The organism is Hydrogenophaga sp. (assembly GCF_030656115.1).
Classification (GTDB): domain Bacteria; phylum Pseudomonadota; class Gammaproteobacteria; order Burkholderiales; family Burkholderiaceae_C; genus Hydrogenophaga.
Genome location: NZ_JAUSOO010000133.1, coordinates 1 through 22,804, shown reverse-complemented (window position 1 = coordinate 22,804; position 22,804 = coordinate 1). Strand labels below are relative to the sequence as shown.

The 22,804-nt window shown below is 60.9% G+C and carries 16 protein-coding genes, 1 tRNA gene, 2 pseudogenes and 1 riboswitch; of the genes and pseudogenes, 9 read left to right on the top strand and 10 right to left on the bottom strand.

From position 1 onward, the window contains the following. Positions 1–302: 302 nt before the first annotated feature. Entirely contained in the window at positions 303–1,601 is a 1,299-nt protein-coding gene (locus Q7J58_RS17165; protein ID WP_304830644.1) for a GGDEF domain-containing protein, read from the top strand. A gap of 57 nt (positions 1,602–1,658) precedes the next feature. Here the strand turns inward: Q7J58_RS17165 and Q7J58_RS17160 are convergent. The 8 genes and pseudogenes from Q7J58_RS17160 to cysS all read right to left on the bottom strand — a co-directional run bounded on the left by Q7J58_RS17160 (position 1,659) and on the right by cysS (position 10,033). Continuing rightward, a tRNA-Ser gene (locus Q7J58_RS17160) sits at positions 1,659–1,751 on the bottom strand. A 172-nt stretch (positions 1,752–1,923) separates the two neighbouring features. Continuing rightward, positions 1,924–3,120: pseudogene (locus Q7J58_RS17155) on the bottom strand (transposase); the annotation flags it as partial. 131 nt (positions 3,121–3,251) lie between these two features. Then, the gene (locus Q7J58_RS17150; RefSeq protein WP_304830642.1) at positions 3,252–4,373 is read right to left on the bottom strand and encodes an ISAs1 family transposase; all 1,122 of its coding nucleotides are present in this window, start codon (positions 4,371–4,373) and stop codon (positions 3,252–3,254) included. 108 nt (positions 4,374–4,481) lie between these two features. Beyond that, positions 4,482–5,762 carry an aspartate kinase gene (locus tag Q7J58_RS17145; protein WP_304830640.1) on the bottom strand — a complete coding sequence of 427 codons (1,281 nt, stop codon included), beginning with the start codon at positions 5,760–5,762 and terminating at the stop codon, positions 4,482–4,484. 91 nt (positions 5,763–5,853) lie between these two features. Continuing rightward, positions 5,854–6,750 carry a tRNA lysidine(34) synthetase TilS gene (gene tilS, locus Q7J58_RS17140; RefSeq protein WP_304830638.1) on the bottom strand — a complete coding sequence of 299 codons (897 nt, stop codon included), beginning with the start codon at positions 6,748–6,750 and terminating at the stop codon, positions 5,854–5,856. A 106-nt stretch (positions 6,751–6,856) separates the two neighbouring features. Then, entirely contained in the window at positions 6,857–7,846 is a 990-nt protein-coding gene (locus tag Q7J58_RS17135) for an acetyl-CoA carboxylase carboxyltransferase subunit alpha (RefSeq protein WP_304830636.1), read from the bottom strand. Positions 7,847–7,994: 148 nt separating this feature from the next. Continuing rightward, complete coding sequence (locus Q7J58_RS17130; protein ID WP_304830634.1) at positions 7,995–8,645, bottom strand: DNA-3-methyladenine glycosylase 2 family protein; 651 nt, start codon at positions 8,643–8,645, stop codon at positions 7,995–7,997. Further along, positions 8,645–10,033 (bottom strand): cysteine--tRNA ligase, encoded by a 1,389-nt coding sequence (gene cysS / locus Q7J58_RS17125; RefSeq protein WP_304830632.1) that lies wholly within the window; start codon positions 10,031–10,033, stop codon positions 8,645–8,647. Before cysS ends, Q7J58_RS17130 begins: the two co-directional genes overlap by 1 nt. A gap of 276 nt (positions 10,034–10,309) precedes the next feature. Between cysS and Q7J58_RS17120 the strand changes: the two genes are divergently transcribed. From Q7J58_RS17120 to Q7J58_RS17095, 6 genes are all read left to right on the top strand, one after another. Beyond that, positions 10,310–11,350, top strand: coding sequence for a tetratricopeptide repeat protein (locus Q7J58_RS17120; protein ID WP_304830630.1), 1,041 nt, complete (start codon positions 10,310–10,312; stop codon positions 11,348–11,350). Between the two features lie 167 nt (positions 11,351–11,517). Beyond that, entirely contained in the window at positions 11,518–12,840 is a 1,323-nt protein-coding gene (locus tag Q7J58_RS17115; protein ID WP_304830628.1) for a L,D-transpeptidase, read from the top strand. 77 nt (positions 12,841–12,917) lie between these two features. Beyond that, positions 12,918–13,547: a peptidylprolyl isomerase gene (locus Q7J58_RS17110; RefSeq protein ID WP_304830927.1), complete on the top strand. Its 630-nt coding sequence runs from the start codon at positions 12,918–12,920 to the stop codon at positions 13,545–13,547. Positions 13,548–13,549: 2 nt separating this feature from the next. Then, positions 13,550–14,056, top strand: coding sequence for a peptidylprolyl isomerase (locus Q7J58_RS17105; RefSeq protein WP_304830626.1), 507 nt, complete (start codon positions 13,550–13,552; stop codon positions 14,054–14,056). A 42-nt stretch (positions 14,057–14,098) separates the two neighbouring features. Then, a complete protein-coding gene (locus Q7J58_RS17100; RefSeq protein ID WP_304830624.1) occupies positions 14,099–14,929 on the top strand; it encodes a UDP-2,3-diacylglucosamine diphosphatase in 831 nt (276 codons plus the stop codon). A gap of 12 nt (positions 14,930–14,941) precedes the next feature. Beyond that, entirely contained in the window at positions 14,942–15,820 is an 879-nt protein-coding gene (locus tag Q7J58_RS17095) for a M90 family metallopeptidase (RefSeq protein WP_304830622.1), read from the top strand. A gap of 57 nt (positions 15,821–15,877) precedes the next feature. Here the strand turns inward: Q7J58_RS17095 and Q7J58_RS17090 are convergent, their stop codons facing one another. After that, positions 15,878–18,622, bottom strand: coding sequence for a DUF349 domain-containing protein (locus Q7J58_RS17090; protein ID WP_304830620.1), 2,745 nt, complete (start codon positions 18,620–18,622; stop codon positions 15,878–15,880). Positions 18,623–19,254: 632 nt separating this feature from the next. Continuing rightward, a pseudogene (locus Q7J58_RS17085) lies at positions 19,255–19,525 on the bottom strand (reverse transcriptase domain-containing protein); the annotation flags it as partial. 728 nt (positions 19,526–20,253) lie between these two features. On the opposite strand from Q7J58_RS17085, the gene Q7J58_RS17080 reads away from it, so the two are divergent. Continuing rightward, positions 20,254–21,165: a lytic transglycosylase domain-containing protein gene (locus tag Q7J58_RS17080; protein WP_304830618.1), complete on the top strand. Its 912-nt coding sequence runs from the start codon at positions 20,254–20,256 to the stop codon at positions 21,163–21,165. A gap of 82 nt (positions 21,166–21,247) precedes the next feature. Continuing rightward, positions 21,248–21,424: riboswitch (ZMP/ZTP riboswitch) on the top strand. A gap of 47 nt (positions 21,425–21,471) precedes the next feature. Then, entirely contained in the window at positions 21,472–22,716 is a 1,245-nt protein-coding gene (gene glyA / locus Q7J58_RS17075) for a serine hydroxymethyltransferase (RefSeq protein ID WP_304830616.1), read from the top strand. Positions 22,717–22,804: the final 88 nt, after the last annotated feature.

The following is a 22,804-nucleotide window of genomic DNA, read 5'->3' as shown; positions in this document are numbered from 1 at the left end:
TCATGACCCCTTTTTTCAGCGCCAACCACGTCCATGTGGCTCGGGTCATAACGTTTGATACCGGACTCCCCGCGGCCATCGCACACGTGCGTGATACACGCCGTGCAAGACCATCATCCCAAAACGCTGTCAATGCGCGACCAGCCCCGTAGCCTTGCATCAAGGCCGCAAGTCCTATGTTTCCCTATGGAATTTGGCTATTCTGGGATCAAGCAATTTGTTAATGAGAATGATTTCACCGCATTGGGTCCATGCTATCTTTCGCCGAATGTGGTTGACATTCTTTGCTCTTGAATACCTGTATGGCCGCCTTACCGGAGTCTGAACACACCACGCTTAGCACCACCATCGCTCGGTGGCAGCGTGAGTCGGCAACGGTCGCTGACGCAGCGTTGCGTATCAATTTAGACCACCTGGCCAAAGCCAGCTGGCTGATGGTGCTGCTCAATTTGGGTCACTTGGCGTACTTTGGGTTCTGGTACGAAGCGGACTACCCTGTACGCACGGGCTGGGCGCATGAGGTGGCTTGGGCCCATGCGTTGATGGTGCTGCCAATGGTGGGCGTGTGGGCAGTGGCACAACGAGCGCGGCAGCAGTTACGGCCATCGACGTTAGCTCGGGCGCTGCCCGAACTGACCGCTTGTGCGGTACTGGTCTGGGCCATCCACCTGACTTGGGTGGATCAAGCGGTGGGGAGCGCAATCAGTGCATATGCCAACGCATGCGCCGCAATGGCCATCTTGCTGCTGCTGCGCCCGTCGCATGCAGCCGTACTGTATGCAGCCGCTTGGGCATGGATGGCGTGGGGGCTCGGCTCTGTGAGCAGTGGGCCTGATACGCTGGCCAATGCACGCGTAAACGCGGCAAGTGCAAGTCTTTTGTCGTTTTTGGTATCGGTGCTGCTGTGGCGGCGTTTTGTCCAAACCGAGCTGCTGCAGCGCGCTTTAGCCGAAACCAACCGCCGGCTAGCACGCAACCAGGTGCAGCTAGAGACTTTGGCTTCCACAGATGCACTGACGGGCCTTCTCAACCGACGTGCACTTTGGGACCGGGCGTTGGTGGAACTGGCCCGTGCGCAGCGCGAGCACACTTCGCTGTCGCTGCTGGTGCTGGACCTGGACCATTTCAAGCAGGTGAACGACCAATGGGGGCATCTGGCTGGTGACGCCATGCTGCGCCATGTCACAGGCCTGATGCAGGGCGCCGTGCGTCGCACCGACGTAGTCGGGCGACTTGGCGGGGAAGAGTTTGTGGTGCTGCTGCCGCAAGAAGGGGCCGAGGCAGGCCGCCGCCTGGCTGAGAAACTGCGGCGGCTGATTGCAGCCAATCCCATGTGCGGGGAGAACGCAGCACTGGCCAACACGGAAAGCAGTGTGCCCGGTCTGTCCGTGACGGTGAGCATTGGTGGTGTCAGCTTACCCCCTGGAGACCAGGGTAGCCTGGAGACGTTGCTGGACATGGCCGACAAGGCGCTGTACAGGGCCAAAGCTGAAGGACGCAACAGGGTGGTTTGGGCAACGCAGACAGACGCCGAGTTGCTCACGCAAACATTGCCTTGCGGTCAGCGTGTCACTGGCATCAGCGACCAACAAACTATCTGAGTTGCACAGGAGTAAAAACCAAAAAACCCGCAATTCTTGAGAATTGCGGGTTTGACTTGGCGGAGCGAGAGGGATTCGAACCCTCGATGAGGCTCTACACCCCATACTCCCTTAGCAGGGGAGCACCTTCGGCCACTCGGTCATCGCTCCGAAGCTCGTATTATGCCTCAGTTTGCAGCCATTTCAGCACCAACTGCACACCAGATCAGCAATTCTCAATTTGTGTTCAAGGAGGCGCTGGCACAGGCTGCGGTCCGTCTGTCAGGCCCTGGATCATGAATGCGATCATGGCGGACCAGTTGGGGAAGTGGCAGTAGGTGGCGAGCGCACGCATGTCGTCGAACACGCGCTGACGACAGGCGATGAGTTCGCGCAGGTGCGCAAAGCGCTCATCGAGCCAGTCCAGCACGGTGTGCAGCAGGTAGGCCAGCACGATCAGGCTGGCCAGCGTGGCGCTCAGATGCTGCTTGCCGTGACCGAAGTTGTGCTCGAAACGGTAGCCCTTGGTCTTGAGCGTGTTGTTCTCGTTCTCGATCTTCCAGCGCGCACGCCCGGCTGCGACGATCTCGCGCACCGTCTGGGCACCCACGGGCAGGGAGCTGGCGAAGCTGTTGCGGTACAGGACCTTGCCCGCCTCGTTGGTGGTGGTCAGCTCGCACCAGTCCACCGTCAGAGCACCGTCGGCGTCGCGCAGGGGCAGCGCGTGCGCCCAGCGGTAGCAGTCGATATAGACCTTGCGGGGGGTGCCCCGGCGCACGGTCATGCTGTGCACATCGCCGCGGCGCTCGAGCATCTGCAGCCACTCGTAGGTCGTCGGGTGCGATTCAGGCTTGCACACCAGCACGAAGTCCAGCCCCTGCGCGCGCAACGCCTGGCAAAACGGCTCATGGCAGTACAGGTCATCTCCCAGCACCACCGTGCCAAATTCAGCACAGCGCGAGCCGTGGCGCTGCAACCAGCGCCGCGCCGCGTTGAGTTCACAGTCCTGCTTGGCGCTGCCGTCTTGCGGTGTGACGAATTCCGGTGCCAGGGCCACCACCTTGTCTTGGCCCGGCTGCACCAGCACGGGTGTGAGCGCACTGTGGCTGTACAGGGTGCGTCCCGCATGGCGGCGCTGCGAACACTGCGCGCAGTGCAGCGTCGTGGACGAAAAATACGTCACCCCGTCCAGGGCCAGCAACACCTTGCCCTGCAAGGTCCGGTAGCGCTCGATCACGCCTTCGTTCATCAGCCCTTCGAGCAGTGCGTCGTACAGCGGCTCCAGCGCCTGCGGCTTGACCGTGTCGAGCAGGTTGCGGATCTGGTTGTCGCTGGGGATATCATGCGCACCGAACATCGACTGCACGTTGTTGCGCCCCTGCTCTTGCTGCATGCGCCGCTGGTACTCCAGGAATGAGGCGCACTGCATGAAGAACACCGAGAACGCGCTCACCCCCGCATCGGTCATGCGGTAGTGCCGGTTCTTGCCTCGGCGAGCATCGGGCAACTGCTCCAGCACCTCGCGTACCCGGTGCATCACTTGCGCAAAGTCCAGCGTCTTGCCCTTCACCATTGCAGCCATCACAGCCTCCGCCTGAAGTCTCTACACCCTCAGTTTGCTCCCGTTCGGCCATATTGAGAATTGCTGACACCAGATCAGGGCAATTGCATTTACGCCCGAGCCTGAAGGCCCAAGAGTGATTCTCTGTGCTCCGTGAGGCGGTCAGCGGTTTTTCGGCGGCTGCGCAAACTGCGTTTGGGGTACTGCTGGTCCTGGCGCAGCAGCGTCAGGGCGAACTTTCTGATCGTCGAGAGATTGCGCGGCGCATGCCCGGTGCGCACCCTGCATTCATCCTCGCGAAACGTGACATCGAGCACCCAGTGCAGGCGGTTTTCAATCCCCCAGTGCCCTCTGGCTGCCTCGGCCAGCGCCTGGGCCGATGAAATGCCTTTGGAGCCCATGTAGAACGTGCGCTCCACCGACACCTGGCCCTTGATCTCGCGCTGGCGCTCGACCATGCCCACACCTGCTAGGTTTTTCCACTCCCCGCGCAGCGATGGCTCCATCCAGTCGAGCTTGCTCACCCACACATGGCGCCGCGTCTCAATGCGCCCGTGGTCTTTTTCCAGTGTCTCGAACCGGCTTGGCGCCAGGCTGCCAAAGCCGTGCCTCTGGCCCTCGGCGTAGAACGCCGCCACCGCCTCAAAGAGCGTGCCCTGATTGGCCTTGACCGCCAGCAGGTAGTCCCCGCCTTGCTTGATGATCTTCTCGGCGATTTCCTTCTGGCAGCCTATGGCGTCAATCGTCACGGTGCAGTCCTTGAGCGCGAGCGTCTCCAGCAGCGCCTTGATACCCACGATTTCGTTGCCTTTGCCCCGCGTTCCCTCTTGGCCCAGGCACAGCCCGCTCTGCGTGGCAAAGGCGCTGACCATGTGCAGTGCCGTGTTGGCGCCATCGCGCGAGCCGCACAACGTCTTGCCATCCAGGGCAATCACGCCTTTGACATGGCCTGCAATGCCTTGTATCCAGCAGCGAAAGCATGGCTCAAAAACCTCTGCGTCGAGTAAGCGAAAGACGCGCCCAAACGTGTCGTGCGAGGGCGTTCCCTGCTCCAGGACAAGGTATTTTTTGAGCCAGTCTTCGTTGTCGCTGGCCCACTCTGCGACGTCTACCCAGTTGTCCGCCCCGCACAGCACGGCGCTCAGCGTCATCACGATCATCTCCTTGAGATCATGGCGCTGTGCAGGACCGGTGCGTGGGTCGGGCAGTATCGAGAAAGCTCGTATCAGCATCAGGTTCACTTGCAATGGAAAATTCTTGAGTGAACACCAGCTTTGGGCCTCTTCCCTCAAATTTCTTCAAATGCAATTGCCCTGCACACCAGATACAACGTCTTCCCATCAACCGGCAATGGTATCAGCGGTCTGATCCAGATCGAACTCACGGTGCAGGGCACGCACGGCCAGTTCCATGTACTTCTCGTCGATCACCACCGAGGTTTTGATTTCAGAGGTAGAGATCATCTGGATGTTGATGCCTTCGTCGCTCAGGCACTTGAACATGCGGCTGGCCACGCCCACGTGGCTGCGCATACCAATACCCACGATGCTGACTTTGCAGATGCGAGCGTCGCCCACAGCATCGGCAGCGCCAAGTTCTGGGACCACCTTGGACTTGAGCAAGTCCATGGTTTTCTGGAAATCGTTGCGGTGCACTGTGAAGCTGAAGTCGGTCTTGCCGTCTTTGCTCAGGTTTTGAATGATCACATCGACTTCGATGTTGGCTGCGGCCACGGCACCCAGGATCTGATACGCAATACCGGGCTTATCGGGTACACCGAGCACCGAAATTTTGGCCTCATCGCGGTTGAAGGCAATGCCGGAAACGACGGCTTGTTCCATTTCTTCGTCTTCCTCAAAAGTAATCAGGGTGCCAGATGCGGCTTCTTCATTCAAGTCAATATCCCAGGGCGTGAAGCTGGAGAGCACGCGCAGGGGCACTTTGTATTTGCCGGCGAACTCCACCGAACGGATCTGCAACACCTTGCTGCCCATGCTGGCCATTTCCAACATCTCTTCAAAGCTCACGCGCAACAGGCGGCGCGCTTCGGGCACCACGCGCGGGTCGGTGGTGTAGACACCGTCCACGTCGGTGTAGATCAGGCATTCGGCTGCTTTGAGGGCGGCGGCCACGGCCACAGCCGAGGTGTCGCTGCCGCCACGGCCCAGGGTGGTGATGTTGCCGTCCGGGTCTACGCCCTGGAAACCGGTCACGATGACCACTTTGCCGGCGTCCAGATCGGCGCGTACGAGGGCGTCGTCGATGGACTCGATACGGGCTTTGGTGAAGGCGCTGTTGGTTTTGATGGGTACTTGCCAGCCGGCGTAGCTCACGGCCTGCATGCCTTCTGCCTGCAGCGCAATGGCCAGCAACGCCGACGAGGCCTGCTCACCGGTGGCCGCCAGCATATCGAGTTCGCGGCTGTAGGCACTGTCGGTTTTGGCTGGAGCCAGCTCTTTGGCCAAGCCCAGCAGGCGGTTGGTTTCGCCGCTCATGGCACTGGGCACCACCACCATCTGGTGACCGGCCTTGTGCCATTTGGCGACACGGCGTGCCACGTTGCGGATGCGCTCGGTCGACCCCATGGAGGTGCCGCCGTACTTATGAACAATCAAAGCCATCGGGTTGGGTTGGGTTGGATAGGTCGTTGAAAACGGCGTGGCCCGCTCAGACAACGCAGTCTGGTGTCGGTTGCCCGCCTAAGACAAAGCCTTAAATTATATCGGGGGGGGTGTAGATCAGCCGATCGCCCGACCTATCCACGAAGCCGCTGGCGATTTTGAGGTGAATGCGATGTCCCCGCGTACGGCAATCTGCGATCTGGTCGAGCAACTCGTCCAACTGCGCTGCGCTGGCGGCTACGCCATGGCTGTGACGCAGCCAGTAGCGCAGTGCATTGGCCTGGCGTTCCCGGCCCAGAACCCGCAAAACAGCCATGGCGGGCGGCTCCCCGGACTGGATCAGATCCAGCTGGGCTAGGTCGTCGAGCAGAATTTGAGCCTGGGCAGCGTGGCGTGCGCAGCGGGCCAGCATGGTGCGAAAGCCGGGGAAACAGGCATTCCAGGCCGGCATCAACACCGCGCGAATGCGGTTGCGCGTAAAGCGCACATCGGTATTGCTCGGGTCTTCAATAAAAGCATGGCTTACCGCCTGCAACCAGCCACGCAAATCCGCAGACGCCACGCCCAACAAAGGGCGCCCAAACACGGCTCCGTGCCGTTCAAAGCGCTCAGCCATCCCTGCCAAGCCAGGCAAGCCCGACCCACGGCTGAGCGCCAGCAACACGGTTTCAGCCTGGTCGTCAGCATGTTGACCCAGCAGCACGCCATCCACCCCGGCTTGCTTCGCCATGCCAGCCAGGCTGGTGTAGCGCTTATCCCGAGCGGCTGCCTCGGGGCTCTCACCAAGGCTGTGCGCCGCCTGCACCCGACTCACCTGCAGGGCGATGCCGTGGAGCGCGCAGAACGCTCGGGCATGGGTTTCAAAGCCATCGGCGGCAGCCTGCAAACCGTGGTGGACGTGAAAGGCCGTGACCCGGCCAGGCCAGCGTCGGTGTGCGGCCAGCAGCAACGCGGTGGAGTCGGCGCCGGCGCTGTAGGCCACAGCCATGCGAATGTCCTCCTGCAACGCCCTGCCAGGCCCGGGCTGCCAACGCTCGCACCACCGTTCCAACGCCTGTTCACAGGGGTTGGCGGAGGGTGCGCTGGCGCTCATGTCAGCGTTTGTCCGCTTTGCTGTCGGCCTTGGTGTCGGTAAAACGGCCATAGCTGTTGATGCGCGCGTAACGGCGGTCCACCAGTTCCTGCACTTTGAGGTCCGCCACCTGGCGCCAAGCGTCGGTCAGTCCACGCTTTAAAAAGGCAGCCATCTGCTTGTGGTTGCGGTGGGCGCCGCCTACGGGCTCGTTGACGATTTTGTCCACCAACCCCAGCGCCTTCAGGCGGTGGGCCGTGATACCCAGCGCATCGGCCGCGTCACTGGCGCGGTCACTGGTTTTCCAGAGAATGGAGGCACAGCCTTCGGGGCTGATCACCGAGTACACCGAATACTGGAGCATCAACACCTGATCGGCCACAGAGATGGCCAAGGCACCACCGGAGCCACCCTCGCCGATGATGGTGGAGATGATCGGCACCTCAAGCTGAGCCATCTCGAAAATATTCCGTCCAATGGCTTCAGACTGACCGCGCTCTTCCGCGTCAATGCCGGGATAAGCGCCCGGTGTGTCCACAAAAGTGAACACCGGCAAACCAAATTTCTCAGCGACTTTCATCAAGCGCAAGGCCTTGCGATAGCCCTCGGGCTTGGTCATACCAAAGTTGCGCAGACCACGCTCTTTGGTGTCACGGCCTTTTTGGTGGCCCAGCACCATGCAGGGCTGGCCGTTGAAACGGGCCAAACCACCGACGATGCTCAAGTCGTCCGAGAAGTGGCGGTCACCGTGCAGTTCCTGGAAGTGCGTGAAGATGTCCCGCACGTAATCCAGCGTGTAGGGCCGGTCGGCGTGGCGCGCGATCTTGGTGATCTGCCACGGTGTGAGGGTGCTGTAGATGTCTTTGGTCAGCTGCAGGCTCTTACCGGCCAGTTGTTCAATTTCTGCCGAAATGTCCACCGCCGACTCGGTTTGCACATAACGCAGTTCTTCAATTTTGGATTCGAGTTCGGCAATGGGCTGCTCGAAGTCGAGAAAATTCTTTTTGGCCAAGGTGTAACTCCTGTGGTCGTGAGTGGTGATACCGGCAAAAAAACACAGCGCCGATTGTGCCGGGCTGCGGGTACGGTCCTCATGGAGAAGAAGATGGTGGTGGTTTGCCTCAAGGAACAACAAGCAGGCAAACTGAGCAGAATTTTCTTCAGTAGGCCACGGGGGCCGGGTCCAGCGAGCGCCAAATATACCAAGTTGCCACACTGCAAAAAGGGGCCCAACTGGCCGCTACTTCACGGATCTCGCTGCGGCTCACTGGCTCGCCTGAAAAATAGCACCGGCTGATGCCATTTTGCAAACCCACGTCGTCCAAGGGCAGCACATTGGGCCGCATCAGGTGAAAGATCAGGAACATTTCAGCCGTCCACCGGCCAATGCCGCGAATGGCGACCAGCTCGGCAATGATGGATTCGTCGTCCATGTCTGCCCAGGCGTTCACATGCACCTGGTCGTTCGCAAAGTGCAGTGCCAGATCCACCAAATATTCCACCTTGCGGGCAGACAGCCCCGCAGCACGCATGTCGTCCACCTTGAGCTTGAGCACCTGCGCGGGCACCATGGCTTGGGGCAACAAGGCGAACCGGTCCCAGACCGACTGCGCAGCCTTGACGGAAATTTGCTGTCCCACAATGCTGCGCGCCAAGGTCACAAACGCATCGCCGCGCGACTCCAGGCTCACACCCGTGTGCTGCGGGATCAATTTTTTCATCACCCGGTCGCGCTTCATGAGGTGGCGACAGGCCTCCTGCCAGTAAGCCGGTGCGCCCGGCCCCACGTCGGGCAGCGGAGCCTGAGCCATCAGGCACGCTCCCAACTCGTGCCAGCAGGGCCATCTTTGAGCACCACGCCTTGGGCCAGCAGCAGCTGCCGAATGCGGTCGGCCTCGGTGAAGTTCTTGGCCTGCTTGGCGGCAACACGCGCAGCAATGTGTTCTTGAATTTGCGCTTCGTCCAGCACCCCAGCGGCGGCGCCCCCGGCTTGCAGGTAAGCCATCGGATCGGCCTGCAGCAACCCCAGCGTTCCTCCCAGCGAACGCAGCAGACCTGCCAGCGCTGCATCCTTGCTGCGGTTGACCTCGCTGGCCAGATCAAACAACACGGCCACGGCGTCTGGCGTACCGAAATCATCGTCCATGGCTGCGCGAAAACGCTGGGCAAATGGCTGGTTCCAGTCGATCGGCATGGCCGCCGCCGCATCCACCTGACTCAGCGCGGTGTACAGGCGCTTGAGCGAAGCGCGGGCATCGTCCAGATGCACGTCGCTGTAGTTCAGTGGGCTGCGGTAGTGCGCCCGCAAAATAAAGAACCGCACTGTTTCGGCATCGTACTTTTGCAGCACCTCACGGATGGTGAAGAAGTTGCCCAGGCTCTTGGACATTTTTTCATTGTCCACACGCACAAACCCGTTGTGCATCCAAAAGCGTGCCAGCGGCTTGCCAGAGGCCCCTTCGGATTGGGCAATCTCGTTTTCATGGTGTGGAAACTGCAGGTCGGCGCCGCCGCCATGGATATCGAACGTTTCACCCAAGGTGGCGCAACTCATCGCTGAGCATTCAATGTGCCAGCCCGGGCGACCCAGTCCAAACGGGCTGTCCCATTGGGCCTCAGCGGGCTCGTCGGGCTTGGTTGACTTCCACAACACGAAATCCAACGGATCGTTTTTGTCGCCCGCCACGGCCACACGCTCGCCCGCACGCAGATCGTCCAGCGACTTGCCTGAGAGTTTGCCGTAGCCGTCAAATTGGCGAACAGCAAAGTTCACGTCGCCGTTGTCGGCCTGGTAAGCCAGGCCTTTGGTCTGCAACTGCCCGATCAACGACAGCATCTGCGGCACATAGGCGGTGGCGCGCGGTTCCACCGTGGGGGGCTCAATGCCCAAGGCACCGGTGTCCGCGTGCATGGCAGCGGTCATTTCGTCGGTGAGTGCACGCAAGGTAATGCCCCGCTCCACCGCCCGTTTGATGATCTTGTCGTCGATGTCGGTGATGTTCCGCACATACGTTACGCGGTAGCCGCTGACTTTGAGCCAGCGCTGCGCCACGTCAAACGCCATCATCATGCGGGCGTGCCCGATATGGCACAGGTCGTAAATCGTCATGCCGCACACATACATGCGCACATGACCGGGTTCTATCGGTCGAAATGCTTCCAGTCGACGCGACAGCGTGTTGTAAATTCTGAGAGTCATGAAGGGTCGGATTTTCGGGTACAGGGGTGGAGCGCAGGTGGCGCAAGAGCCACGGGCGTCAGGCTGTGTGTGACAACGTCTACCCAAGAGGGGCGACCGATCGGAGAACCCATTCGGTGGCAAACATTGGGCCTACACCCCTCAGATACAATCCGCCAGTATAGCCAGCCAACGCTGTGCGAACGTGCGGAATCGGCCCTTCGAACAGTGTTTCATGGACTCCAACGCGCGGCAAATCAGAACCCGCCCGCTCTTCGACTTCACCTACTCCTCGCCATGACATACCCGTTTGACCAGCCAGGCCACACCCTCCGCGCCAGCTTGGGCAAGCAGCTGCGACGCCTCGCCCTCTCGGCAGCGGTATCCACCGCACTGGTATCGCCCATGGTCGCAGCGCAAGCAGACGACTATGCCGAAGTGAACCGCCTGGTTCGTGCCGGCCAGCTCAGCGAAGCTTTGGCCAAAGCCGATCAGTACCTGACCAGCAAGCCCCGCGATCCGCAAATGCGTTTTCTCAAAGGCGTGATACAGACCGAAAGTGGCAAGACCACGGAAGCCATTGCCACCTTCAGCAAACTGACGGGGGACTTCCCGGAGCTGCCAGAGCCGTACAACAACCTCGCGGTGCTGTACGCAGGACAGAGCCAGTTTGACAAAGCCCGCGCGGCGTTGGAAATGGCCATTCGCACCAACCCGAGTTATGCCACCGCCCATGAAAACCTGGGCGATGTGTATGCCAAGTTGGCCAGCCAGGCCTACAGCAAGGCCCTGCAGCTTGATGCCGGAAACGCTGCCGTGGCACCCAAGCTCAGCCTGATCCGCAACCTCTTCGCGGCCGACGCCAAGGGTGTGCGACCTGCCGCCTCGGCGCCAGAACCCGCAGTTGCAGCTGCTGTTACCGCACCAGCCGTTGCGCCTGCTGCCACACCGGCGGTGGTCAAACCCGCTCCGGCAACAGCCACCGAAACCAACCGTGGCGAAGAAGATGCGGTGGAAGAAGCTGTTCGCGCCTGGGCCAAAGCCTGGTCTTCTAAAAACATGTCCGGCTATTTGGGTGCTTATTCCACCAGTTTCACCCCCCCGGCCGGACAGTCGCGCAGCGAATGGGAAACTGATCGCAAGGCGCGCATCGTGCCGCGCGCGCGGATCGGCGTGGACATCAGCAACCTCAACATCACGGTCAACGGCAACCGCGCCACCGCACGCTTTCGCCAAGCCTACAGCTCCGACACCCTCAACGTCACCAGTCGAAAAACCCTCGACATGGTCAAAACCGGGAACCGGTGGTTGATCGTGCGCGAATCCACGGGTTCTTGATGCTCCGTCGGCGCAACTCGCAGCAAGGACATGCCACGCTTCCATCGGTGAGGTTCAACTCGCCACCGGCCCGGCGCTGGAGCACCGTTCTGGGCCTTGGCGCGGTGTTGGTTACTGCAACCCTGCTTGCGTTCTTCCTTTCGGGCATGGTCCGCGATCCGTCTGGCGTGACCACACCAGGTACGGTGGTGGAGCCCGTGGCCGCAGCCACCGTGGACACAGCAACGCCCAAGTCCATCATGGACAGCGCCTTCATCACAATGCAAGGTGCTGTGCGAACCCTCTCGGATGAAACGGCCTCCGGCCTGGCCAGCAAGCCCTTGACCCATGGCGATTTTCAACAGGTAAAACCCTTGCTGGGACGTGCTGAAGCAGCGTTGATCGAGATCTACCAGCTCATCGGCCAAGGTCAGCACCGCGATGCTCTCGCAAAAACCGAAGCGCTGGTGCGTACCCACCCCAACTTTCAGTTGGCTCAGTTGGTGCTTGGCGACCTGCTCACGCTGCAAACGCGGCCCGTGCACCTGCTGGGCGATGTACCCGACACCAAAGCCGTGGCTGCGGCCGAGCAGTTGGCAGTCTTGCGCGATGAATCGCGCCGTCGGCTGCGTGCGCTCACCGAACGCCCACCCGAGGGCCATATTCCCACCCAGTTTCTGGCGCTGTCGTCCCAAAGCCGCCACGCCATTGCCATTGATGCATCGCGCTCGCGGCTTTATCTCTTTGAAAACCGGGCTTCCGCCAACGCACAAGGCCAGCGCAGCCCACAACTGCGTCTTCTGGGCGACTACTATATCTCGGTGGGTCTTTCGGGTATTGAAAAAGTGGTGGAAGGCGACAAGCGCACGCCACTGGGCGTGTACTACATCACCAGCAACCTCGACCCAGCCGGCCTGCCCGATCTGTACGGCGTGGGAGCACTGCCCATCAACTACCCCAACCCGTTGGACATCCAGCGCGGGAAGACCGGCAGCGGCATCTGGTTGCACGGCACGCCGCGCGAACAGTTTGTGCGAGCGCCCCAGGCATCCGACGGCTGCGTGGTAATGTCCAACCCCGATCTGGAGCGGCTGCTCTCCACCGTACAAATTCGCACCACGCCGGTGGTCATAGCGCCCGAGTTGCACTGGGTAGCGCCTGCAGCCCTGAATGCCGACCGCCAGCCATTTGAAACCACCCTGGAAGCATGGCGCAGCCTCAAAAGCCAAGGCAAGTTGAACGAGCTGAAGGGCTTTTACTCAGACCGTTTCCGCAGCCAAGGCCGCGATCTGGCCCAATGGTGGCCTCGAATAGAAGACGAAATTCGCTCCAATGGCCAGCGGCAACTGGAACTCAAAGACGTGTCCATGCTGCGTTGGCGCGACACCGAAGACACCATGGTGGTGACGTTTGGCGAAGTCGCCATGGGCCAAACCCGTGGTGCCACCAAGCGCCAATACTGGATTCGTGAAAGCGACCAGTGGAAAATATTTTTTGAAGGAACGCCTTGATGAACCTACAGCGTCTCTCCCTGCGATGGCTGCGTCGCCCGTTCGGCTCCCTGCTGATCGCCACCGTGGCTGTGACCATGGCGCCCATGGGTGCCTGGGCACAAAACACCGCACCCAAAGTGCGTATCACCACCTCCATGGGCGACATCGTGCTGGAGTTGTACCCCGACAAAGCACCCAAAACAGTCGACAACTTCCTTCAGTACGTGCGGGACAAGCACTACGATGGCACGGTGTTTCACCGCGTCATCAGCAACTTTATGGTGCAAGGCGGTGGCTTTGACGCCGCTTACCAACAAAAAACCACCCGGGCACCCATCGCACACGAAGGCCAGGCTGCTCTGGAACGCGGTGGCCCGCGCAACGTGCTCGGCACCGTGGCCATGGCGCGCACGAACGATCCCCATTCGGCTTCATCCCAGTTTTTCATCAATGTGAAAGACAACGCCTTCCTCGACCCCACCCCCATTCCACCCGGCGACCCTGTGCCCCGCTTTGAGTACCGAGGCCGGGTTTACGAAAACGTGGTCCGCGCCAACCTGCTGGCCGCTGGCGAACTGTATGGCTACACCGTGTTCGGCAAAGTGGTTGCTGGCATGGACGTGGTGAACAAAATCAAAGACACCCCCACCGGCGCGGGTGGCCCCTTCCCCACCGACGTGCCCAAAACCCCCATCACCATCCTCAAAGCCACTCTGGAGAAATGACCATGGCCAACCCCCAAGTCGAACTGCACATCGCCAACTTTGGCGTCATCACCCTGGAACTCGATGCCGACAAAGCCCCTTTGTCGGCCGCCAACTTTCTGTCTTATGTGAACAAGGGCCACTACAACAACACGGTGTTCCACCGTGTCATTCCCGGTTTCATGGTGCAGGGCGGCGGCTTTGAACCCGGTATGAACCAGAAGCCCAGCGACGCGCCGATCAAGAACGAAGCCAACAACGGCCTCAAGAACGAGCAGTACACCGTGGCCATGGCACGCACCAGCGACCCGCACTCGGCCACGGCCCAGTTCTTCATCAACGTGTCAAACAACGGTTTTCTGAACCACACCGCGCCCAGCGCGCAGGGCTGGGGCTACGCCGTGTTTGGCAAAGTCGTGTCGGGTGCCGACATTGTGAAGAAGATTGAAGGCGTGGCCACCGGCCGCAAGGGCTTTCACGACGACGTGCCGAAAGAAGACGTGGTGATCGAAAAAGCGGTTGCGATCTAAAAAACGACCGATACCAGAGGGGGCTCACAGCCCCCTTTTTCAATGGACCAGCCACACAACCCCCTCTTTCCTGAATGGCACGCCCCAGCGCACTGGCAGGCGGTTGATTTCATATCAGACGTGCACCTGCAAGCCGCTGATCTCGCCACGTTTGACGTCTGGCGGCAGTTTTTGCAACGACCTGCTGCCCAAAGGGCTGATGCGCTTTGCATTCTGGGCGATCTGTTTGAAGTGTGGGTCGGCGATGACGTGCTGCAAGCAGCCGGCCCACACAGTCTGCAGGCTGAAGAAGACCACCGATTCTGGCGCGACTGCGCTGCGGCGCTGCGGACCTACAGCCAGCACACGCCGGTTTTTTTCATGCACGGCAACCGCGATTTTTTGTTGGGCGCACAAGCCCTGAGCCTTTGCGGCATGCAAGCGTTGGTCGATCCTACGGTGTTGGTTTTTCTCGGTCAGCGCTGGCTGCTCAGCCACGGCGACGCGCTCTGCCTGGACGACACGGACTACATGCGGTTCCGCGCCATGGTGCGCCAAACGGCGTGGCAACGCGACTTTCTGGCCCGCCCGCTGGATGAACGCGAAACCACCGCACGCGAACTGCGCCAGCAAAGCCAGGCACGCAAAGCCCACACGGCGGGCGACCCAACGCTCTGGGCCGACGTGGATGGCCCCGCTGCCCGTACCTGGTTAGAGCGCAGTGGCTGCACGACCCTGATTCATGGTCACACCCACCGCCCTGCGCACCACGACGTCGGCGGTGGCCTGCAACGTGTGGTGCTGAGCGACTGGGACCTGAACGCACAACCCCCACGGGCCGAGGTGTTGCGACTCGATGCAAAAGGTTTGCACCGCGAGCCACTGTTCTGCTGATACCCCATACCCATGTCGCCCACCTCCTGGCTTCCCGAAACGATTCAGCGCTGGCTGCCACGAGGGCTGCGCAGACCTCCGGCCGTGCCCGAACCCTTGTGGCGCCACACCATAGCGCACCACCCTTTTCTGGCTGCGCTCAGCCCGGGCGAGCAACGGCATTTGCGCCAGCTCTCTGCACATTTTTTGATGGAAAAAGAATTCCATGGTGCGAACGGGCTTGAGATCACCGATGCCATGGCACTCACCATTGCAGCACAAGCCTGCCTGCCCTTGCTGCACATGGGTGGCGTGGGAAGCAAAGGCCCAGGGCACGACCCATTGGAAGCCCTGAACTGGTACAGCGATTTTGTAGGCATTGTGGTGCAACCCGGCGCCGCGGTGGCGCAGCGCGAAGTGACCGACGGCAGCGGCGTGGTGCACCGCTACCGCGAGGTCCTGGCGGGCGAAGCCATGGACCGCGGGCCTATCATGCTGAGTTGGCAAGAGGTGGCGCACGCGCCGCAAGCGGCGCCCCACGGCAGCAACGTGGTCATCCACGAGTTTGTTCACAAAATGGACATGCACCGCATGCGTCCTGGCGACAGCCCCGACGGCGCACCGCCTCTGCCCCAAGGGTTCATGGGATTGAACAACCCCGCCGAAGCCCGGGAGCATTGGCGAAAAACCATGCAAGACGCCTACGACCGTTTTCGCGAAACCATGGCGCTTGCCGAACGTTTCGGCGGAGAGAAACCTTGGCTCGACGGGTACGCAGCCCAAGATCCTGCCGAATTCTTTGCTGTGACGTGTGAAGCCTACTTTGTCAGCCGCGAACGCTTTGCCCAGGAGCTTCCTGAGCTGCTGCAGCTGTACGACGGGTTCTTTCGGCCCCAGACAGCGGACCGCTGAACACCGTCTCTCACACCCCTGCCTCAGGACTGGGCGGGGGTGCGACTTTGCCGCGAATCAGCGCTTGAGCAGCACCTTCAGCACGTTTTGCAAGCGGCGAGCCACGGCGGCATCGAACGGGCTGGCGAGCACCTTGGCCACGTCTTCACCCCAGGTCTCAGTGGGACTGGCGGCATTGCGACGGGTCAACAGCTGCAACTGCAACATGCGGCGATCACTCAAGTGTTCGGCAGGCGTGGGCACTTCGGCAGCCATTTCAAGGCGCAACAAAGTTTCACCCGCCAGAACACCTGCGGACTTGGATACGGCGGCCACCCAGGCGGTACGCAGTGCCGGCGTCAGGCGGGGGCCCAAAGCTTGCACCGTGGGCACAAGCTGCGCATCGCGCTGTTCCCAGGCGCCCATCAACTGTGTCAGCACCTCGCCATGGGCCTGCGCGGCCAGTTTGCGCAAGCTGGCCTGAGCCGATTCAATGGCTTGGCGCTGCGCGCGGAATGCGGCGTCGCCCAAGCGCGGACCGCGGGGCTCACGGTCTTCGCGCCAATCGCGCTGGTCGCGCATGGGCGCTGCACCGGTGTTCCGTGCATCGCGGCCACCGCGTGCGTCAGGCCGTCCGGGGGCGCCGTCACGGCGATCACCAGGGCGGTCATTTCGACGGACGTCGCGACCCGCAGGTTCGGCCTTTTTCATGCCTGGGCGATCGTCACCGCGCATGGCCACCAGCTTCTTGGGCTGTACAGCCGGTGCGGCAGTGACGGCAGGCTCCGCAGACTGCTCTGAACTTGCGGCTTCAGTTACAACCTCAGCAACCGCATGGGTTTCGGGTGCAGCGGCTTCGGCTGCGGCCTGATCCTGGGGTTTGGTGGCTGCCACGGCTTTGGCTACTGGCGCAACCACAGGCTGACCAGCCAATGCAGCCTCCAGTTCGGCCATGGCCACACGGATTTGCTGGGCATCGCCGCTGGCGCTGGCGGCTTCCAGAGCGCGCGACGCGTCCAGCACGCGCTGGTCGTGTTCATTCAGGGCGGCCGAGGCTTTTTCTCGCTCCGTGCTCTTGCGTGCAAAGGCCTCATCAATCGGCTGGCGGAACGCTTCCCAGAGCTTTTGCTCGTGCTTGCGTTCCAGTGGCACCGCGTGGGCTTCGGCTTGCCAGCGTTGCTGCAGCGCCTTGACAGCGTCAATCCGCAACATAGGCGCTGCACCCAGAGCGACCGCCTCTTCAATCAGGGCCCGGCGGCGTGCAGTGCTCTCGGCTTGCGCAGCCTCTAAACGGGCGTGCGCTTTGTGCATGACATCTTTCCAGACCGGCTGAATGTCGGCAAAGGCTTTTTCACTCAGGTGTCCGGCCTCGCGCCAGCGTTCCGAGAAGGCTTGCAGTGCACGCACTTGCGCCTTCCAATCGGTGCTTTCAGCGTGTGCTGAGGTCCAGGCCTTGAGCTCTTCAACGATGGCCATGCGCTGGGCCTTGTGGGCATCGGCCTGCTGGCGCACCTGGGCCAGCCAGGTTTCAACCACCTTGTGGGCTTCGGTGCAGGCTTCGTCAAACCGCTTCCACAGCGCTTGGTTGGACTGCCCACCCTGGTCGGTCGTTTTCCATTGGTCACGCAAACTGCGCAGCGTTTCCTGCATCTTGCGACCACCCATGCGCTGGCCTTCGGGGGCTTGCAACAGCAATTCGGCCTTGGCCACCAGCTCTTCGCGCAACTGGTCGGCGCGCCAGCGTTGCCAGCCTTCGAGCTCGCCGGCCTGTGACAACGCGGCATGCGCGCGGGCCTCTTGTTCGGCGCTCAGGAAACGACCCTGGGCCTTGAGCACCGCGCGCACATCGGCGGCCGCCTTGGGCGTGGCTTTGCCGTGGCCTTCGGCCAACTCGCGCTCCAACACGGTCAGTGCCTTGTCTAGGTCGGCTGCAACGCGGGTCTTTTTTTCTTGGGCGGCTTGGGCATCGTGTGCGGCTTTCTCGGCCGGCACGGCAGCATCTATGCCACGTGCAGCACGCAGTTCGTCGGCCCACACAGGCACGGCGGGCAGCGGTGCCTGCGGGTTGGCATCGGCAGCTACGGTCTGATTCAGGGCTGCCTCAAAAGCGTCCCACACCAGTTGGAGCTGGTTGCGCGAGGCTTCCAACATGGGCGGAAACTTCACCTCCACGCTGGGCCATTGGGTGTCTTGCATCAAGGCGCTGGCCTGCTGTTGCCAATGCGCCACATCGCCGCGCAGCGTTTCGGTGCTGTGCTGGGCTTCGCGCCAAGGCTTGGTGGACAACACCTCAATGCGCTGCGCGATCAGAACGGCCGCTTCACGCTCTACCTGGACCCTGTGTTGCAGGTCTTCAATCGCTTTCACACGCTCGGCCAAGGCTTGCTTGAGAGAGGCAAGCGGTTCGCGCGACAACGGTGCCCCAGCGCGCGCAGCGTCGCGCTGCCAACCCAGGGCATCGGCCAAGTTCAAGCGGGAATGGTTCAGGAGTGCCTGGGCTTTTTGCGCCCACTCAACACCAATTTGCTCTTGAGATTTCTGTCGCTTGAGCTCATCGAGCTTTTCCTTGAGCGGTTTGGCTGCCCCACGGTCGCGGTGTGACAGCTCTTTGAACACTTCGTTCATTTGCTCCAGCGAAGGATCGGTGCTCAGCCATTCACGAATGCGCGCTGCACGCTCGCCAGACGTGGGGGCACTGAATGCGCCGCCGGTCACGGTGTCCAGCGGATGGGCTGCAGTAACTTTGGGCGGGACAGGCGTGCTCACGGCAGACTCAGGGACTTTGGACTGGGGCGAAGACTTGCGCAGGGGAAACAGCGACATAATAAATAAGGACTTCAAAGATTCAGCGGGCCACACCCCAACGGAGTGGCTCATGTGCGTATTGTCGCCGGTGTTGACGCGGCTCCGAGGCGATGAACGTGTTTGCTATTTCACCGAGATCTCAAACACTTATAAGGCAAGATGGACGGTTTCGACCACCCTTCATTGAGGCACCCGTTTCAGTTCGGCCTGTTTCATCCACCGCTCACCTTGCCGCGCCACCTGAGGTGCACTGAAAAACATGCGGCCTTCGGGCAAGTTGCGACAGCAAGACAGACCTTTACCGCCACGTTGCGCGCCACAGCCAGCTCTCGCATGGCGCCGTCGCTCACGGTCTTTGCAGCGAGCGCCAGGTCTTGCATTTCGGCTTGCCGAATGTCTTTGGCGATGCCCCACAGACAGTGCGGGGTATTCAGCGGGTGTCACCACCAGATTGGCCTGATTTTGCAGTCGCCATTTCAACACCGGAGGCAACGCCAACCAAGCCAGCCCTCAAGGAATCGCGGTAGAGACGCCCATTACTGAGCACACCCCGCACAGATCCGTACGTGCCCAATTCGGGCATGCGGCTGCTACCTCGGGTGTTTGACGGCAAAACACTGTTGCGACCATACCACCTTGCCCTTGGTCTCTCGTTTTTGCCACGGCCTGACCCACAGGTCAAAGACGTCGTGCAGATAGATATTGACCAGCAGGGGCTGGTATGACCGCGCCCTGCGGGATTCCCATGTCGCTGCGTTGCCATTGCCCTTGCTCCAAAACGCCCGCCTTGAGCCACTTGCGCACAAGGCGGATGATGCGCTCGTCACCGATCCGGTGTTCCACAAAACGTATCCACCATTGCTGATCGACCGCATCGAAGAATCCTTTGATGTCGGCATCAAGTATCCAGTTCACAGGGGTGCTGCTGTGCTGGGATCCTGTCGGGCGTGCGCAGGGTGTGGCCAAACGGCGCAGGCAACCCAACAAGCCAAAGCATGCAAACGTTCACGCAGCTGCCAGAAAAAAAGAAACCCCGGTGGGATGAGCCACCGGGGTTGACGGCGGGCAAAAACGCTCATGCCGTCGGTTTTGGCGGAGAGAGGGAACGGTCTCTCCAGCCTGGGAGCAAGAGATTGCCCCCATTGGGGGCTGGCATACGGAAGAACCGTGGTACCAGCCAATGCCTGTCGCGATGACTGGCAACTGAAGGTTACTCCCCTTGGCAAACCACCGCAAGGGCACAAACCAAGGCACACGATGATAATTTTTAATGAAAGTGCAGCCCCCGTTCGGGCAATCGACCATTTGTCACACCAGCACCAAGGGTGGTTTTTTACCGACAAACGGTCTTTTAGAAATCACACGCTTAAAGCCCTTGGCAGCACTGCTGCGCCTGCTAGGAAAGTACGCACAGAACAGTCAACATCCATTGTTATATACATATTTGTTATTATGAAACCAATCAATAACATTGACTTGATATTAATAACCTCCTAATATTCGGCCGCTTTGCCCATCGAGGGTAAACCCGAACCGCTGCCGACTCCGGCTAACTCGAACGCATGACCCACAAGGTCGCGCCATCGATGGCGACCCAATCCAGCCGATCCGACCCAAACACGAAGACCGGCGCAGAAAGGACCGACAACATGACCGCGCAAATCCCAACGCCAGACAAAAGCACATCCCGTGCGCTGGCCCCCCTTAAAACCACCCTCGTCGATGTGTACCGGGGTTTCTTCGACATCACCCACAACGGTATCGCCTTGTTGGGCACCACACTGACAGTTGCATTGATTGTTCTGGGTATGCGTGGTGACCTCCGCGCCAGCGCCGAGCAGCACCTGTTGGGCTGGCTGTTGCAACGCCAGGGGGCTGCGACCATGGCTGAGACCGGCACCTTGGTCTTTGCCTCAGAACCCAGTGCTATCGACCGGGTGACCGCAGCCGAGCCCAAGGCCCTGCCCAAAGAACAAGCCAACGTGGCTTTCTGGCTCAGCCGCAAATACCGAGTGGCACCCGAGCCCTTGAGCGTGCTGGTGGCCGAAGCCTTTGAAATCGGCAAAAAGGTCCGCCTCGACCCTACGTTGATTCTGGCGGTTATGGCCATTGAATCGCGCTTCAACCCCTTTGCACAAAGCCCGGTCGGTGCGCAAGGCCTGATGCAAGTGCTGACCCGCGTACACACCGAAAAATACGAAGATTTTGGTGGTCAGCTGGCAGCATTTGACCCTGTCTCCAATCTGCGGGTAGGTGTGCAGGTGCTCCAAGAATGCATCAAACGAGCTGGGTCTATCGAAGGTGGCCTGCGGCTGTACGTGGGCGCTGTCAGTACCGACGGCAGTTGGTACATCAACAAGGTGATGGCCGAACATCAGCGCATTCAGAGCGTGGCGCTGGGCAAACCCATGCCCATCTACACGCCACCGAGCAGGCTCATCCCTGTGGTTGCACCAGCACAGTCAGACCTTCTGAACGTGACACCGCAGGATGAACTGGAAGCCGAAGTTACAACACCAGCCCGAGCCACGCCAGCAGATGCGCCACTGGCAGCATCTTGATGCTGTGCAACACGGCGACCCGGCCAGCGCGCAGCAGTCCATCTTCTGATGGTGTGCTCTGAATTGACTGCTCGGCTAAACTCTCGGGGTACGCAACTGGCGATAGGCGCGGGTCCTGGCTGAATTCCACCGGGGCTCAACGCGCTGACGTGGCCCCCCTGCCCCATAAATCTCTGGCGGTTGGGACAACCACTGGGAAGCGTACCGCCCCAAGGCCCACCGCTGCAAGGGCGTTCAGCCGTTCGCCTGGGCAGCCCCTGTCTTTGTCACCACCGCGCAGGGTTCCACGTCACTAGGACTGCCAATATGTACAACCGCAACATTCTGATTGAACAAACCGACCCCGAACTGTTCGCCGCTATCCAGGCGGAAAACGCCCGCCAAGAACACCACATAGAGCTGATCGCCAGCGAAAACTATGCGTCGCCCGCCGTCATGGCCGCGCAAGGCACGCAGCTCACCAACAAATACGCCGAGGGCTACCCCGGCAAGCGTTACTACGGCGGCTGCGAGTTCGTGGATGTTGCCGAGCAACTGGCCATTGACCGCGTGAAGCAACTGTTTGGCGCCGATTCGGCCAACGTGCAACCTCACTGCGGCGCGTCGGCCAACGAAGCCGTCTTCCTGGCCTTCCTGAAACCCGGCGACACCATCATGGGCATGAGCCTGGCCGAAGGGGGCCACCTGACGCATGGCATGCCCCTGAACATGAGCGGCAAGTGGTTCAACGTGGTGAGCTATGGCCTGGATGCCAACGAAGCCATCGACTATGAAGCCATGGAGCGCAAGGCGCACGAGACCAAACCCAAACTCATCATCGCCGGTGCGTCTGCCTACAGCCTGCGCATCGACTTCGAGCGTTTCGCCAAGGTCGCCAAGGATGTGGGCGCCATCTTCATGGTGGACATGGCCCACTACGCCGGCCTGATCGCCGCAGGCGTGTACCCCAACCCCGTGCCGTTTGCCGACGTGGTCACGTCCACGACCCACAAGAGCCTGCGCGGGCCCCGTGGCGGCATCATCCTGATGAAAGCTCAGCACGAAAAAGCCATCAACAGCGCCATCTTCCCCGGCCTGCAAGGTGGCCCATTGATGCATGTGATCGCGGCCAAGGCCGTGGCCTTCAAGGAAGCGCTGACGCCCGAATTCAAAACCTACCAGCAGCAGGTCGTGAAGAACGCAGAGATCGTGGCTGAAACACTCACTCAGCGCGGTCTGCGCATCGTCTCCGGCCGCACCGAAAGCCATGTGATGCTGGTCGACCTGCGCGCCAAGGGCATCACTGGCAAGGAAGCCGAGGCCGTGCTGGGCGCTGCCCACATGACCATCAACAAGAACGCGATCCCCAACGACCCGGAAAAACCGATGGTCACCAGCGGCGTGCGTATCGGCACCCCGGCGATGACCACACGCGGCTTCAGGGACGAGGAAGCACGCCTGACCGCCAACCTGATCGCCGACGTGCTCGACAACCCGCGCGACGCGGCGAACATTGAGGCGGTGCGCGCCAAGGTCAATGCACTGACCAGCCGCTTCCCGGTTTACCGTTAACCATGGTGTCGGCGAGCGCTATGCTTTTGATAGCTGCTTGCGCCCGCTGCATATGGGCTGGAGGCCAATAATGCCCGAAAATTTGGGG

What these genes read in the sequence shown, in the direction of transcription:
- Q7J58_RS17110 (WP_304830927.1), top strand. Translation starts at nt 12,918, where the DNA reads ATGGCGCCCATGGGTGCCTGGGCACAAAACACCGCACCCAAAGTGCGT.
- Q7J58_RS17080 (WP_304830618.1), top strand. Translation starts at nt 20,254, where the DNA reads ATGACCGCGCAAATCCCAACGCCAGACAAAAGCACATCCCGTGCGCTG.
- Q7J58_RS17165 (WP_304830644.1), top strand. Translation starts at nt 303, where the DNA reads ATGGCCGCCTTACCGGAGTCTGAACACACCACGCTTAGCACCACCATC.
- Q7J58_RS17095 (WP_304830622.1), top strand. Translation starts at nt 14,942, where the DNA reads ATGTCGCCCACCTCCTGGCTTCCCGAAACGATTCAGCGCTGGCTGCCA.
- Q7J58_RS17150 (WP_304830642.1), bottom strand. Translation starts at nt 4,373, where the DNA reads ATGCTGATACGAGCTTTCTCGATACTGCCCGACCCACGCACCGGTCCT.
- glyA (WP_304830616.1), top strand. Translation starts at nt 21,472, where the DNA reads ATGTACAACCGCAACATTCTGATTGAACAAACCGACCCCGAACTGTTC.
- Q7J58_RS17120 (WP_304830630.1), top strand. Translation starts at nt 10,310, where the DNA reads ATGACATACCCGTTTGACCAGCCAGGCCACACCCTCCGCGCCAGCTTG.
- Q7J58_RS17105 (WP_304830626.1), top strand. Translation starts at nt 13,550, where the DNA reads ATGGCCAACCCCCAAGTCGAACTGCACATCGCCAACTTTGGCGTCATC.
- cysS (WP_304830632.1), bottom strand. Translation starts at nt 10,033, where the DNA reads ATGACTCTCAGAATTTACAACACGCTGTCGCGTCGACTGGAAGCATTT.
- Q7J58_RS17100 (WP_304830624.1), top strand. Translation starts at nt 14,099, where the DNA reads ATGGACCAGCCACACAACCCCCTCTTTCCTGAATGGCACGCCCCAGCG.
- Q7J58_RS17090 (WP_304830620.1), bottom strand. Translation starts at nt 18,622, where the DNA reads ATGTCGCTGTTTCCCCTGCGCAAGTCTTCGCCCCAGTCCAAAGTCCCT.
- Q7J58_RS17145 (WP_304830640.1), bottom strand. Translation starts at nt 5,762, where the DNA reads ATGGCTTTGATTGTTCATAAGTACGGCGGCACCTCCATGGGGTCGACC.
- Q7J58_RS17130 (WP_304830634.1), bottom strand. Translation starts at nt 8,645, where the DNA reads ATGGCTCAGGCTCCGCTGCCCGACGTGGGGCCGGGCGCACCGGCTTAC.
- tilS (WP_304830638.1), bottom strand. Translation starts at nt 6,750, where the DNA reads ATGGCTGTGGCCTACAGCGCCGGCGCCGACTCCACCGCGTTGCTGCTG.